Source organism: Staphylococcus pseudintermedius, from assembly GCF_034042775.1.
GTDB lineage: Bacteria > Bacillota > Bacilli > Staphylococcales > Staphylococcaceae > Staphylococcus > Staphylococcus pseudintermedius.
In genome coordinates, this window is the sequence record NZ_CP120150.1 from 193,470 (window position 1) to 208,827 (window position 15,358).

Sequence of the window (15,358 nt, forward strand, 5' to 3'; positions counted from 1 at the left end):
TATATAACATGATTTGTCAAAGAGATAGTTAGCCTCTTTGACACCATGTTTGAAAAAAGAGGGTTAAAGTGAAAAATAACAGAATCACAAAAATTATAAATCAATATGAATACAAGATTTTTTACAAAAGAATAGCATTCACAATACTTATATTATTGATATACATATTAGGCAGTAAAATAACCATTGTTGATGAAAACGCCATGCGTCAACACGATAGCGCTTTTTACAAGTTAGCTGTTTCTAATATGGGTGGAGATATACATCAATTAAATGTATTTTCATTGGGATTAGGACCGTGGTTGACAGCTATGATTATCATCAGTTTGATAACTTATAAAAATATGGAAAAAGCCATGCATCAAACACGAGCAGAAAAACATTATAAAGAAAAGTTTTTAACGCTAGGCTTAAGCATCATACAAGGTTATTTTGTTATTAATCAATTCGTTCGACATACAGATGCTGAGAGATTCACTGAGTTATTACTTCTACTTATCCTCGTTACAGGTGCCATGTTAATGATGTGGCTTGCAGATCAGAATATGCGCTATGGAATTGCGGGGCCGATGCCTATTGTGTTGTTGAGCGTGATTAAATCAATGTTTACGCAAAGTTTGCCAATTGTATCTATTGAGATTTTGATGCTAGTAGTAATGGTGATATTAATAATTGTCGCATTATTTATATTACTTTTGACTGAATTGATTGAGTATCGCATTCACTATCGAGACATTATTGAAATGCCAACTCCAGGGCAACCGACTTATTTAGCATGGAAAATCAACCCTGGTGGAAGTATTTCAATCATGATTAGTTTATCTGTATTTTTGCTTTTAACGAGTACGATTAATCTTATTTTTAATATGGTTACTGGGAAAACACCTCATTTACAATGGTTGTCTTTTGGGCATTATATGGGTGTTACGATTTACCTTATTCTTCAAACCGTCTTAGGTTATTTGTTATCACGCTTAATCGTAAACACCAAACAAAATACCAAGGACTTTTTAAAAAATGGTAATTACTTTATTGGAATTAGGCCGGGTGCAGATACAGGAAATTATTTAAATCATTTAGCTAAGCGTCTTTGTTGGTTCGGAACTACCATTGTTACAGCTATTATTGGCGTGCCTTTGTACATTTCATTGCTGGTTCCAGACTTGTCAGAATATATTTATTTTGCTGTGCAACTGATGATTATGGTGTATTTGGCAATGAATATTACTGAAACGATGAGGACCTATTTATATTTCGATAAATACGGTGCCTTCTTAAATCAATATTGGTAAGGAGCATTTTATGAAACATTTTATACCTGCTTGGTACACAACTGATGATTGGTGGAGGAGTCAAGCCCTTCCTTTTCATAGAACGTTAAAAGTGAATGAGTTTGATGAATTAATTAGTCTGATGAACATTCATTTAAAAAATAAAGCTCCATTTGAAATGATGGTGCTTAATTATTCACCAAATTTACGCTTGTTTTTACATCGGCAGGAACTATTTGAAGCGACATACTGGTCATTATTTGATGAAATTCAAGGATTTACGCATCAAACACCGCGTCCTATAGATTATCGTCAATTTAATTGGCCGAATGGTACAGAATTTGTACATTCACTATTTTTAATTAGAGCACTTACAGGGCCACATATGTATTCAGAAATCCAATTCAGCCAAGAAGGGTATCTTTTGTGGATTGAAACTTTTGAAAAGGGTGTTCAAAAAAATCGTTGTATCTTTGACGATCGTGGCTTTCTTTCAAGCTTTTTATCATGTGATGCTCATGGTCAATTCGCGGAGCATTACTACATGACAGCGAATGGCGACTGGATTATGAAAGAAGACTTGTTATTAGGTGGTGTTACTATTCATCCGGATTATGCTCATCGTTTTAAATATGCCTATTACGACAATATGCCAGCGCTTATTGATGAATATATAAACCATTACAAAACCAAAATAAGCAGTAAAGATGTCATTATTACAGCATCAGATGTCCGACATAACCCAATCATTTCACGTCATTTTTCAACGCAACGACTATGCTTTTCAGTCTACCAACAAAGAGAAAATGCACTATCTGATGAAGGTATGGCGTCTATCAAAGAAGGTCCATATTGTTTAATAGACACAATGGAAAATGAGCGACGTATAGCGGATTGCGGTATTTTATCCTCGGAGACCCAGAAAAGGCTTCGTATTACACCTTTTGATGTACGTATCACTCCGAATGTCAGCAACCAATTACATGAAAGTCTAATAGGAGTATGGATTGATGGTATAGACCAAGGAAGATTGGTAACAATTGTGAATTACCTCATCAATGAACTGGAATGTCGTCCTCAAACACGTGTGGTTTTTCTTACACGACGAGAAGAATATCAGGTCCCTGAATGGATACAAGCAGAAGTGAATCGAATACAAAACTTTTTTAAAGAGCGGCAGACTGAATCAAAGGTGTTGCAAGAATTTCCGCAAAAAGGAAAGCGTGACAGTATCGTTTATGCTTCATTGAAATCTGTACCATTTGAGATCGATGTTGCTGAGGCTGTTTCGACATTAAGACTAGTCATAGATTTGAATGAAGAGCCGGATTTATTTTTACAGATTTGTTGTCTTGGTGCAGGATTACCACAAATCTCCCGTATGGAAACAGATTATGTCAAACACGGTAGGAATGGCTATGTGATTTCAAATGATGCTGACTTAACTGAGGGGATTGCTTATTTTTTAGACTACTTAAAACATTGGAATCACGCCTATGCGTACGCAATGAAGCTTGCTAAGGCATATGAATCGAATGAAATTTTGAAAATGTTGGACGATTGGTTAGAAGGTGAAACACATGAAGCAACGTTATAAAATGTTACAAATTGGTGGGGAGAATTATGCTTCACATTTTAAAGACAGAGATGAAGTGAGTTGGACCTCTATGCCACTTGATTCATTATCAGATTTGGAAGAATTAAAAAAGTTAGTAGAAGAAGAAGAACAATTTGATTTTGTTTTTGTTCAGGTCCCTTATTCAGAGATGTTAATGCAAGCATTCAGATTAGTCAGTCAACCCTACAACACTTATGTCGACCAACGATTTTGGAATAGTTTTTTTGAAGCAGAAGAGGTTGTTCGTACACGCTTTATTCGTTGTTTTTCTTATGATTCAGAAGAAGATTGTATCAAACGATTAATGGCACTTGCTTTTAGTAAACAATATGGGGATCGGATTCACCCTATTCATTGTAAAGTCAATCCACTTTTTAAAGGAGAGACGTATTATGAGGGAAGGCATCAACTTGTGCTAAAAGGAAATTTTGGTGAGACGTACACGCCGATTCTGAGTTGGAACATGTATCTTTATTACGACAGATACAAAGTCAATGAAATATGGCTCGAGTACACATCATCACCCCATGTCGAAGTGTCTTATACATTACGCTTATATGAAAATCTTAATATGGACAACTTAATTCGCGAATTTGTGTTGGAAGGCGAGCGTTTGATAGAGCCTTTTGCCATCCCGAGCATGGACAAAGATGCCTATATCTTTGTGACTGCAAAAGCAAAAGGGGAAGGTACGCTCAAAGTAGGTAATATTCACAAGAGATGGTCTCGTATGGAACATGGGCAGTTTATCTTAGGTGGACAAAGGTGGAGTAGTGAAGATAGAGGAGAATTCATCCATTTTTTCCATCCAGGTGATTTAAAGCCGCCATTAAATGTTTACTTTAGTGGTTACCGTACTGCTGAAGGGTTTGAAGGTTACTATATGATGGAGAAATTTAAGGCGCCATTTTTACTGATTAGTGATTTGAGATTGGAGGGTGGTGGATTTTATTTAGGAAACGATGCCTTTGAGAATCAAATTAAAAAGGTCATCCAAGACACATTAGAGTGGTTAGGTTTTAAAGAAGATGAAATGATCATGTCTGGACTCTCAATGGGTTCTTTTGGTGCACTCTATTATGGTGCACAACTCAATCCAGCCGCCATTGTAGTGGGAAAACCCCTCGTCAATATAGGAGGGATAGCTGAAAATATGAGGTTAATGCGACCAGAAGATTTCGGTACCGCGCTTGATATTTTGTTGACAAATGAAAGAGGCTTAGATGATGAAGCCATTGAACGACTGAATCAAAAATTTTGGACCACACTGAATCAAAATCAAATCGACCAGACACTCTTTGCGATTTCTTATATGGAACATGATGATTACGATTTGTATGCATTCCAAAATCTTTTGTCAGCTTTATCTCGTCAAGGTGCGCGCGTGATGAGTCGAAGTACGCCAGGGCGTCATAATGATGATACCCCTACGATTACAAGTTGGTTCAGTCACTTTTATTTTATGATTATGGAAAGCCAGTTTGGGAGAGTGAGAGATGAGCGATAAACATCCATTTAATATTCGGTGGACTCATGTCACGAAAGACACATTTATGTACGGTACAAAATTGAAATGGTCCTCGACAGGCGCCTTATTTGAAAATGCTTTAATGCCTTCTGGGATTGTCATTCATGAATGGAAAATGATGACAGATTTTCAAACAGACGTGAATGTTCCAGACTTACCTATCCTAAAAAAGAATTGTACCTACCATTTTTATTTTGATTACGATGTACAACCTGAGAATAGTATCTATTTCAAAGTGATTTTTAAAAGACGTAATGGCACCACATGTGGCTTTCAAATTATTAAAACACATGAGGCAGATGTGACGGTCCCTGAAGATACGTTTTCATATGTCATACAAATGATAAATGCTGCATCAACACAATTGTTGTTCCGTCAAATTACTATTAAAGAAGCTCGGCTTGAAATACATCGAAAAGATGGGGTTAGAATCAGCAGTATGCAAAATCCAAATGTCAATGTGGCTAGGACTACATTGATTTTTGCACCAAAAGAAGGTTTGGACTCTGAATTAATCAAGGGGATCCAAAATTGTATGCTTGTGACAGGGTGGGATGTTAAAGCATCAACATATGAAATCACGCATTTAGTTGAAATGATCAAAGAAAAAACAAAGGGCTATCGCTGTCAGTTAGTTGGTTATGATAAACGTTCAAATAAGATGGCGAAACTGATTGGTAACCATCTCAAAGCAACGATTTTTGTGACTTCTGATACAGATAATGCTCAAGAAAACGCGCCAAATATCCATGATGCAAAAGACAGCACAATAGTCATCTATCAGGGCAATGAAACGGTTACTCAGTCGTGTCAGTGGTTAGATGCTGTATTGAATAAGAGTCATCAATTACGAGGACTCAATGTACAAAGGTTGAATGGAGGTCAGATTGAATGAGTCAGTCACTGCATAAAACAATTAACAAGATGCGGTTGAGACGTTTAAAGCGTATTTTAAAACATATTCAGCAATATGAAAAATCATTTCAAACGCTACCAGATGATGTGTTGCAACAAAAAACAGCAGCATTTAAGCGTCAATTATTACAAAAAGAGACGACACTTGAAGCCATTTTACCTGAAGCTTATGCACTTGTACGTGAAGCGAGTCGACGTGTCTTAGGTATGTTTCCTAAAGATGTTCAAGTGCTTGGGGCAATTGTATTACACGAAGGAAATATTGCAGAGATGCAAACCGGTGAAGGTAAAACATTGACTGCGACGATGCCATTATATTTAAATGCACTCACTGGTAAAGGGGCGTATTTAATCACGACAAATGATTATTTAGCAAAAAGGGATTACATGGAGATGAAGCCCCTTTTCGAATGGTTGGGACTTACTATTGCTTTAGGGTTTGTGGATATTCCTGATTATGAATATGAGAAAGGTGAAAAACAAGCCATTTATCAACATGACATTATTTATACAACAGGAGGGCGTTTGGGGTTTGATTATTTAATCGATAATTTAGCAGAATCTCGTGAAGGTAAGTTCTTGCCTACATTGAACTATGGCATCATTGATGAGGTGGATTCAATTATTTTAGACTCCGCTCAAACCCCGCTCGTCATTTCAGGTGCACCACGTGTGCAATCTAACTTGTTTCAGGTAGTCAATACATTTGTTCAAACACTCGAAAACAAACGTCATTTTAAGATGAAAAAAACAAAAAAAGAGATTTGGTTAACAGCTGATGGCATTGAAGCAGCAAACGCTTATTTTGGCGTGGACAATATTTATGATGCGCCTTATTTTGACTTAGTTCGTAACATTAATCTATGTTTACGTGCACAGTTTTTATTCGAAAATAATATGGACTATTTTGTTTATCAAGGAGAAGTCGTACTGATAGATCGAATTAACGGGCGAATGATGCACGGCACTAAATTACAATCAGGTTTACATCAAGCTATTGAAGCGAAAGAAAATGTAGAAATGTCTATGGATATGAGTGTCATGGCTACGATTACTTTTCAAAACTTGTTCAAGCAATTTAATGTGTTTGCGGGAATGTCAGCCACAAGTCACCTTGGTGAAAAAGAGTTTTTAGATTTATATTCAAAAGTTGTCATTCAAATTCCGACTCATCGCCCGATACAACGCATTGACTATCCTGATCGCGTATTTAAAAATATTGAAGATAAACACCAAGCGATTATTGAACGGGTGAAAACGCTTTATACAGAGCAACGCCCTGTACTACTGATTACCCGTACTGCAGAAAGTGCTGAGTATTTTTCAGCAGCATTGTTTGCACTCGATATTCCTAATAATCTACTCATTGCACAAAACGTTGCGAAAGAAGCGCAAATGATTGCTGAAGCGGGACAGTTGCGTGCTGTAACGGTAGCAACAAGTATGGCAGGTCGTGGAACGGATATCAAATTAGCTGAAGGTGTTCCTGAGCTAGGCGGGTTGGCAGTCATTATCAGTGAACATATGGAGAATAGTCGTATTGACCGTCAGTTACGGGGACGTTCAGGACGACAAGGTGATCCAGGGACAACACAAATTTATATTTCTTTAGAAGACTACCTCGTCAAAAGGTGGTCGGATCATCAGATATCACGGATAAAGCGACTAGAAAAATTCGATACCCATACGTTACAAAACAGTCGTCTTTTCCAAAAGCATGTAAGAAAAATTGTCAAACGTGCTCAGCGACTTTCTGAAGAACAGGGCATCAAAGTAAGAGAAACTTCGAATGAACATGAAAAAAGTATTAGTGTCCAAAGAGAACTGGTTTATAAAGAGCGTAATCGTGTGTTGCAATTTAAAAGCTTGGAAGAGATCCAGTTAGAGCAACTTGCGTTAGAAGTTTTTGAAGAAGCATTTGAACACACACATTTCACTGTTTCTGAATGGGTGGACTATATTTATAAAAATTTAAGTTTTCAATATAAGGGACAACTAGAAGGTGTAGATCTGAGAGATATTAACGCGGTAACTCAATATCTTCTCAAATTATTTAAACAGCAATTAGCATATCAAAGACAGCATCTAGATGACTATTTTTACACGTACTTTGTGCAAAAAGCGATATTAAAAGCGATAGACAGTAATTGGATTAAACAAGTTGACCATTTACAAAGGTTAAAGAATAGTGTGAACACCAGACAAAATGGTAAGCGTAATCCCATTTTCGAGTATCACAAAGTCGCATTAGAATCATTTGAACTGATGACAGATGCTATTAAAAAAGACATTGTAAAGTACCTTTGTCAAAGTATAACGGAAAAAGAAGATGATCGACATTTAATCGTGCATTTTCCAAATTAGAGAGGTGATGAGAGCATGACAATTTATAATATTAATTTCGGTATTGGATGGGCAAGTAGTGGAGTAGAATATGCGCAAAAGTATCGCGCTGAAGCGTTACGCGGGCTTGATGTTCCTTTGAAATTTGTATTTTTAGATTTTATGAGTTCAGAAAACATACAAACTTTAACATCCAATTTGGGTTTTCAAGATGATGAAGTGATATGGCTATATCAATATTTTACAGACATTAAAATTGCACCCACCACATATACAATTGACGATATAAAGTCTTCTATCCATGAAGAAGTGGTTCGTGAAGAAGTAGACGGTTCTGTGCGATGGTTATATTTAGAACAACCGGGCAGCTTTATTACATGTTATTTAAAGAATGAAGATGAACCTTATGTGGATTGCGCAGAATTTGTGATTAATAACAAATTGGTACGAAAAGATTATTATAGCTACACACGAACTTTTTCAGAGTATTATGCTCCGGCTGACCAAAAAGCTAAGTTATACATGAGACATTATTATAATGAAGATGGTTCGGTTGTTTACACAGAGTATATTGATGAGGGTACTCATGTTTATGCGTTTAAAGATCAACTATTTTATACAAAAGAGGAATTTGTCGCATACTTTATTCAAAACTTAAAGCTAACATCTGAAGATATTGTCATTTATGATCGTGCAACTAAAGTAGGACAAGCGATGCTCCAAAATAAAGGGGATAGTAAAGTAGGCGTTGTAGTGCATGCGGAACACTTCAGTGAAAATGCGACGGACGAGGATCACATTTTGTGGAACAATTATTATGAATATCAATTTACAAATGTAAAAGAGATTGATTTCTATATTACTGCTACAGAACGTCAAAATGAGATATTGTCACAACAATTCAAGCAATATCTCAACGCTGAGCCACCGATTTATACAGTACCAGTAGGGAGTTTAAATCAACTTAACAAGCCAGCGTCACCGCGACATGCATATCGCATGGTGACTGCTTCAAGATTAGCAAGTGAAAAGCATATTGATTGGCTGGTTCGTGCTGCGAGTATTGCGAAGAAAGAGGTACCTGAACTCACTTTTGATATTTATGGTGAAGGCGGGGAACGTGAGTCCATTGAAAACTGGATTGAAAAACTGGGCGCACACGATTATATCCGGTTGCTGGGACATCAGAAACTAGATGATATTTATAAGAATTATCCATTGTTTGTTGCGGCTTCAACAAGTGAGGGGTTTGGCCTTACCCTTATGGAAGCAGTCGGTTCAGGTTTAGGGATGATTGGCTTTGATGTGAATTATGGCAATCCAACCTTTATTAGAGATGGAAAAAATGGTTATCTTGTGCCTATAGAAGTTAAAGAAGATAGTAATGAAAAAATAATTGACAGTTTAGCTCAAGCAATCATTCGCTTTTTCAATGATGGACCTGTTGACCCTCATGAAACATCGTATGCGATTGCGACGCCATATTTAATAGAGAATACGCGACAAAAATGGAAAGAATTAATAGAAGAGGTGTTACATGGTTAATTTATTTGAGTATTTTAACAGTGATACACGTGAACTATACGAAACGTTAAGGATATCGGGTCACCATGATGAGACAATTGTTTTAGTTGATGATGGATTTTTACCAGAGGGCATTCGTTCACCGTATCAATTCTTTGCAAATTATCAAGTCCCTGACAAACAGCGCGCACGATATTTTAACGAAGTTCCTGTGCCACGCTTTTGGGAGATTGAAGGGAACAATGATGAAGCGTGGGTTAAAGATATGAGTGATCGACGGGCGATGATATATTTTCATCCGTCAGAGAAACGTCGCCTTGTCAGTCATGTGGAATGGCTCAATCGAAAAGGCCAACTTCAGTATGTTGATCATTACAATCAACATGGTTTTCGTTATGCACAAACAGTATACGATTTGACAGGAAATATGATTTTTCGCCGCTATTTGGATCAACAAGGCAACGAAGTGATTTATGAAAATTTTGTCGCTTCAAGTGTAATTTTAACGTGGAAAGGTGAGCAGTATCATTTTAGCGATAGTATCGATTTTTATACGTTTTTCCTAAAGGCAATTGATGTTAATTTGGAAAACATTGTTATCAATTCGCTGAGTACACCATTTTTGATACTGTATCAATTAGATATACCAGGAAATGATATTTTATTCTGGCAGGAAACATCTTATGGCGAAATTCCTGGAAATATGCGTGTGATTCTTGAAAAAGACACACCACGTCATTGTCGAATTTTAATACCTGAGCGTGAAGAATATGAAAACATCTATGCACAATTGACAGATGAAGAACGTCAATTTATTGCGCACAGTGGTTATTTATACAACTATCAATCAGAAAATAATTACACCATGAACATTTTAACTATGACTAACTCGGATCAAATTGAAAATCTAGAAGCGATTGTACAATCTTGCCCATTCGCTCAGTTTCATATTGGTGCGGTAACAGAGATGTCATCTAAGTTGACAGCATTTGAGCGTTACGCGAATGTGCATTTATACCAAGCGATTGAATTGGATACTGTCGAAACAGTTTATCGTAAATGTGATGTTTACTTAGATATTAATAACGGTGGAGAAATTATCAATGCCGTCAAAAAGGCCTTTGATTTTAACATGCTCATTTTAGGTTATAGTGACATTGCACATAATCGTCGTTTCACAGCACCTGAAAATTTATTTGAAAAAGAAAAGGATGCCAGTGCTTTAATACAAGCTTTAAAAGATATCAATCTCAAAAAGCGTTATTTTAAACTACGCTTACAATATCAACAAGATCATGCTAATGAAACGACAATAGAGGCCTTTAATCAAATATTCAAAGCTTAAAACGATAAAAGGGACTAGGACAAACAATGAGTTGTCCAGTCCCTTTCCTAATAAGTAGTTTTTAAACCAGTTCGAAAACACCAGCTGCGCCCATACCGACACCGATGCACATCGTCACCATACCATAGCGCACATTTGAGCGTTTTTTCATTTCAGCCAACAATCTTGCTGTTAAAATAGCACCTGTTGCGCCCAACGGATGTCCTAAAGCAATGGCACCACCATTCACATTCGTTTTTTCTTCAGATAACCCGACTTCACGCATAGAGGCGATAGTTTGAGATGCAAAAGCTTCATTTAGTTCAATGAGATCGATATCGTCAATGGTTAAATGTGTTAAATCTAGTACTTCAGGAATCGCAAAAGCAGGTCCAATCCCCATCAACTTTGGATCGACGCCCACTGCTTTATAGCCCACAAACCTTGCGATAGGCGTGACACCTAATGCTGTTACTTTTTCTTTAGACATGAGTACAACAAACCCGACACCATCTGATAATGGCGCTGATGTTCCAGCTGTCACGGTACCATCAGCTTTAAATACAGTCGGTAATTGTGATAGCGCTTCCATATGCGTATCGGGTCTCACTAGCTCATCGGTATCAAATATTTCTGTATCGACACGTGGACCGTTCTCATCGTAACTGACTTTGTTGACACGAATGGGGATGATTTCATCTGTGAATTTCCCTTTTTGCTGTGCTTCTGTTGCACGTTGATGACTTTGAACAGCATAAGCATCTTGGTCTTCTCTTGCTACTTGGTACGTCTCAGCAACATTTTCAGCAGTGAGTCCCATTGGATATGACGCCCCTACATCTTGTTGTTGTAATGTAGGGTTGTTGGTTGGTTCATTTCCACCCATGGGTACAGCACTCATGAACTCAATGCCACCTGCTACGAGAATATCGCCTTGACCAGCCATGATTTGGTTTGCAGCGAGTGCAATCGTTTGTAATCCAGATGAACAATAACGATTAACGGTTTGGCCAGGTACACTATTAGGAAGGCCAGCACGTAACGCAATGGTTCTTGCAATATTTTGACCTTGTAGTCCTTCTGGGAATGCGTTACCGACTATAACATCTTCAACCATATCAGGGTGAAATGCGCCATCTATACGATTGAGGACCCCTTTTAATACTTCTGCTGCAACATCATCTGGTCGTTCATGAAAAAGCGCACCTTTTTTTGCTTTAGCGACTGCAGAACGGCCATAAGCGACGATATAAGCTTCTCTCATGCCAATCATCCTCTCTATTTAAATTAGTTTCGTAACGGTTTTCCATTTTCGAGCATATATGTGATTCTGTCATACGTTTTTTCAGTTTTGATAAGTTCTAAGAAATGCACTTTTTCTAATTGTTGAATGTAACGTTGTTGAATATACGTATTGCGTGGTAAGTCACCACCTGATAAAACTGTTGCAATACGTAACGCAATGTCATAATCATGTTTGCTGATATAGTGGCCGAGGCGTTGGGCATCAAGCTGTCCTTGGGCGAGTGAGAGAAAATCTTTGCCTAGTGCAAGATATTGTCTTTCAGTCGCTGGCATATAATGTGCATCTGCCTCGTATTGTGCACGTTGTAAAGCGATTTGGACACGGCGTTCTTGATTGAAAATAATGGTGTCTGTTGGTCGTAAGAAGCCATAACGCTGTGCTTCAAAAGCATTGGTTGACACTTTCGCTAAGCCTACTGTCATAAGAAGTTGTGTCATGCTTGCTTGTTTGTCGTTCATCATATGTGTTGTTTTTAAAATACGGTCACTCATTTCTGCGAGGCCACCACCACTTGGTAATAGACCGACCCCTGCTTCAACAAGGCCCATATATGTTTCACTGCTTGCTACGATGAATGGAGAGTGGAGGGCAAGTTCGCAACCCCCGCCCAGTACACGACCATGAATGGCAGTGACAATCGGTTTTTCGCTATATTTTAATCGATTGAAACTTGCATGTAACCGATCAATTGAAGGTGCGATCCGTTTATCGATTTGATTCGTTTCGTATGCTTTTTTCATTTCGTATAGATTAGCACCAACACTAAAATGTGGGCCGTCAGCATAAATCACCATACTTGAATAAGGTTCATTTTCCAACATATCAATCGCTTCGACCAAGTCATCGTTAAAAGCATCAGTAATGACGTTATTGTAACTTCTAAGCTTCAGCAACAGTTGATGTGCATTCACGATAGCGAGTTGTGAGTCTTTACGTTGCCAAAGAATTTTATCAAGTTGATGCTCAATAGGTGTAACGACATCAATTGTTTCACACTCTCCATAAAAGCCATCTTCTATTTGTTGAATCCACTCAGGTAAAGTCCCAAGTTCTGCTTCAATGCGCGTTTTTACACGATCAAATCCCATCAAGTCCCATAATTGAAAAGGGCCTAACTTCCAATTGAATCCCCAAACAAGTGCACGATCGATGTCTTGAAAATCATCGGTTGCTTTTGGAACATTGCGTGCTGCATAATAAAAGTTATTGCGCAGCGTTTCCCATAAAAATTGACCAGCTCTGTCTGTTGCATTGAATATCACGTCTAAGTTGTGCGCTAAGTCTTTAGTAAAAGTGGTGAGAATAGGTAACTCTGGTTGTGTTAGGGGAACATAATCTTGTTCATCGACATCATAGACAAGACGTTGTTTTTGTTTGCGCGCTTTTTTGTAGAAACCTTGTTTTGTTTTTCGGCCGAGTGCACCTGCTTCATAGAGCGTGTCGACAAGCTTGACATCTTGGAAGTAGGGCTGTTCTTCAGGCACTTGTTGTAATCCTCGAATGACTGATACTGCAATGTCTAAGCCAACAAGGTCAGATAACGCGTATGTGCCTGTTTTCGGACGTCCAATAATTTTACCTGTGAGCGCGTCGATTTCTGTAATTGAGAAACCTTGTTGCTCTGCACGATACATAATATCGTTCATCGTTTGCGTGCCGATACGATTCGCTACAAATCCTGGGACATCATTGACAACGATCACCCCTTTGCCGAGAACTTCTTGTGTGAATGTTTGAACGTTGTCAATGAGCGTCGGGTCGGTCTCAGCGTTTGGAATGAGCTCGACTAATTTCATAATGCGTGGGGGATTGAAGAAATGTAGACCGAAAAAACGCTTCTTATCTTCTGGACCAAACGCTTTAGCAATTGCTTCAATCGGAATCCCAGACGTATTCGTCGCAAATAATGCTTCTGGTTTTGCAGTTTGTGCGACTTGTTGCCACAACTGATGTTTAACTTCTAAATCTTCTTTCACGGCTTCTAAATAAAGATCCGCATCATCATTGGCTAAGTCAGCTTCAAAATTTCCGTATGTGAGATGTGACGCAAGTGCAAGGTCAAATAGTAACGGTTTTTTCGGATGTGTGATTTTATCGTATGCTGCTTTTGAAATTTTGTTCGGGTCGTTGTGATCAATGACGATATCTAAGAGTTTTACTTTGAGTCCTGCATTGACAAGGAGCGCAGCGAGTTGTGCCCCCATTGTCCCTGCACCGAGGACTGTTACTTTTCTAATTGTCATCATATATTCCTCCCATAGTTCGCTTTTTGGCTTATAATTGCTTTTTATACAAATGCGGACACACCTGTCAGTGCACGGCCGATGACAAGAGCATTCATTTCATGTGTGCCTTCATACGTGTAGATTGCTTCAGCATCAGAGAAAAAGCGTGCAATATCGTGTTCTCCAGCGAGTATTCCGTTTCCTCCAGTAATGCCACGACCCATTGCGACTGATTCACGTAAGCGGAGTGCATTCATCATTTTCGCAGTAGAGGTCGCTACTTCATCATATTCACCATTTTCTTGCATCCGAGCAAGTTGCGCACTCATAGCCATCGCGTGAGTTAAGTTACCTTGAATCATAGCGAGTTTTTCTTGGATAAGTTGATATTGACTGATTGATTTTCCAAATTGTTGACGTTCTTTCACATAACTGAGAGTTGCACGTAATGTACCAGCAAGTGCACCTGTTGCCATGTAAGCAACGCCGGCACGTGTGGAGTATAAAATTTTAGCAATGTCTTTGAAACTTGTAATATTTTGGAGGCGGTCAGCTTCTTTCACTTTGACATGATTGAGCCGGATTTCAGCATTTGGCACGATACGTAGTGCGATTTTATGTTGAAGGACCTCAATCTCTACGCCTTCTTGATCAGGTCTAACTACGAAGCAATGTGGTTTACCTGTGTCTTTATTGACGGCAAAGACCGGGATGACATCAGACACATGCGCACCACCAATCCATTTTTTAGCACCCTTAATGACCCATTCATCACCATGGCGTTCAGCGACTGTTTCAAGTCCCCCCGCGACATCTGAACCATGATTGGGCTCAGTCAAGGCAAAACATGTACGTAATTCATGAGATTGAAGTTTAGGCACGTATTTTGCGACCTGTTCTGAACTGCCCCCGAATAAAAATGTATTATGGCCGAGACCTTGGTGTACACCGAGCAATGTCGCTAAAGAAACATCAAAGCGTGCAATCGTATACGACATGAAAAATTGAAACAATTGGCTCGGTGTTTTAGCTTCTTCACGCCCTTGATAAAGAAGTGGGTTTGTAAAATAGTTCAAGTTTCCAATATCTTGAAAATAGTCTTCAGGAACCGTCGCATCGACCCAATGTTGATTGATGTCTTGACGATATTTACTTTCTAATAGGTCATTGAGTTGCTGTAATAATGCCACTTCACCGTCTGTTAAACCTTTCGCAATGCTTAAAATATCTTCAGGATACAATTGTTTTAATGTGTTTTTTTTATCTGTAGTCATAAAAGTAAACCTCCTAATAGTGATATGATG

The 15,358-nt window shown here is 38.3% G+C and carries 10 protein-coding genes; 7 read left to right on the top strand and 3 right to left on the bottom strand.

Going from position 1 to position 15,358, the window contains the following annotated elements:
- Positions 1-83 precede the first annotated feature (83 nt).
- Genes secY2 through gtfB form a run of 7 tightly spaced genes read left to right on the top strand, consistent with a single transcriptional unit; the run spans position 84 to position 10,544 of the window.
- A complete protein-coding gene (gene secY2 / locus P3U61_RS00780; protein ID WP_037544107.1) occupies positions 84-1,292 on the top strand; it encodes an accessory Sec system protein translocase subunit SecY2 in 1,209 nt (402 codons plus the stop codon).
- Between the two features lie 10 nt (positions 1,293-1,302).
- Positions 1,303-2,868, top strand: a complete 1,566-nt coding sequence (gene asp1 / locus P3U61_RS00785) for an accessory Sec system protein Asp1 (RefSeq protein WP_015729742.1) — start codon at positions 1,303-1,305, stop codon at positions 2,866-2,868.
- Positions 2,852-4,396 (top strand): accessory Sec system protein Asp2, encoded by a 1,545-nt coding sequence (asp2, locus tag P3U61_RS00790; protein ID WP_063284745.1) that lies wholly within the window; start codon positions 2,852-2,854, stop codon positions 4,394-4,396. The genes asp1 and asp2 overlap by 17 nt, the downstream gene beginning before the upstream one ends.
- Positions 4,386-5,312, top strand: a complete 927-nt coding sequence (gene asp3 / locus P3U61_RS00795) for an accessory Sec system protein Asp3 (RefSeq protein WP_096536584.1) — start codon at positions 4,386-4,388, stop codon at positions 5,310-5,312. The genes asp2 and asp3 overlap by 11 nt, the downstream gene beginning before the upstream one ends.
- Positions 5,309-7,696, top strand: a complete 2,388-nt coding sequence (gene secA2 / locus P3U61_RS00800; RefSeq protein ID WP_015729739.1) for an accessory Sec system translocase SecA2 — start codon at positions 5,309-5,311, stop codon at positions 7,694-7,696. Before asp3 ends, secA2 begins: the two co-directional genes overlap by 4 nt.
- Positions 7,697-7,711: 15 nt before the next feature.
- The gene (gtfA, locus tag P3U61_RS00805; RefSeq protein WP_014612824.1) at positions 7,712-9,220 is read left to right on the top strand and encodes an accessory Sec system glycosyltransferase GtfA; all 1,509 of its coding nucleotides are present in this window, start codon (positions 7,712-7,714) and stop codon (positions 9,218-9,220) included.
- Positions 9,213-10,544: an accessory Sec system glycosylation chaperone GtfB gene (gene gtfB, locus P3U61_RS00810; protein ID WP_020220167.1), complete on the top strand. Its 1,332-nt coding sequence runs from the start codon at positions 9,213-9,215 to the stop codon at positions 10,542-10,544. Before gtfA ends, gtfB begins: the two co-directional genes overlap by 8 nt.
- A 61-nt stretch (positions 10,545-10,605) precedes the next feature.
- Here the strand turns inward: gtfB and P3U61_RS00815 are convergent, their stop codons facing one another.
- The 3 genes from P3U61_RS00815 to fadE are packed head-to-tail and all read right to left on the bottom strand — an operon-like array spanning position 10,606 to position 15,328.
- Positions 10,606-11,787: a thiolase family protein gene (locus P3U61_RS00815; protein ID WP_014612826.1), complete on the bottom strand. Its 1,182-nt coding sequence runs from the start codon at positions 11,785-11,787 to the stop codon at positions 10,606-10,608.
- A gap of 23 nt (positions 11,788-11,810) precedes the next feature.
- A complete protein-coding gene (gene fadB / locus P3U61_RS00820; protein WP_096536581.1) occupies positions 11,811-14,072 on the bottom strand; it encodes a 3-hydroxyacyl-CoA dehydrogenase/crotonase FadB in 2,262 nt (753 codons plus the stop codon).
- 44 nt (positions 14,073-14,116) lie between these two features.
- Positions 14,117-15,328: an acyl-CoA dehydrogenase FadE gene (gene fadE, locus P3U61_RS00825; protein WP_063284747.1), complete on the bottom strand. Its 1,212-nt coding sequence runs from the start codon at positions 15,326-15,328 to the stop codon at positions 14,117-14,119.
- Positions 15,329-15,358: the final 30 nt, after the last annotated feature.

Bases quoted from the DNA above. Each gene is read 5' to 3' on its own strand.
- asp1 (WP_015729742.1), top strand. From the start codon at position 1,303: ATGAAACATTTTATACCTGCTTGGTACACAACTGATGATTGGTGGAGG.
- asp2 (WP_063284745.1), top strand. From the start codon at position 2,852: ATGAAGCAACGTTATAAAATGTTACAAATTGGTGGGGAGAATTATGCT.
- asp3 (WP_096536584.1), top strand. From the start codon at position 4,386: ATGAGCGATAAACATCCATTTAATATTCGGTGGACTCATGTCACGAAA.
- secA2 (WP_015729739.1), top strand. From the start codon at position 5,309: ATGAGTCAGTCACTGCATAAAACAATTAACAAGATGCGGTTGAGACGT.
- gtfA (WP_014612824.1), top strand. From the start codon at position 7,712: ATGACAATTTATAATATTAATTTCGGTATTGGATGGGCAAGTAGTGGA.
- gtfB (WP_020220167.1), top strand. From the start codon at position 9,213: ATGGTTAATTTATTTGAGTATTTTAACAGTGATACACGTGAACTATAC.
- P3U61_RS00815 (WP_014612826.1), bottom strand. From the start codon at position 11,787: ATGAGAGAAGCTTATATCGTCGCTTATGGCCGTTCTGCAGTCGCTAAA.
- fadB (WP_096536581.1), bottom strand. From the start codon at position 14,072: ATGACAATTAGAAAAGTAACAGTCCTCGGTGCAGGGACAATGGGGGCA.
- fadE (WP_063284747.1), bottom strand. From the start codon at position 15,328: ATGACTACAGATAAAAAAAACACATTAAAACAATTGTATCCTGAAGAT.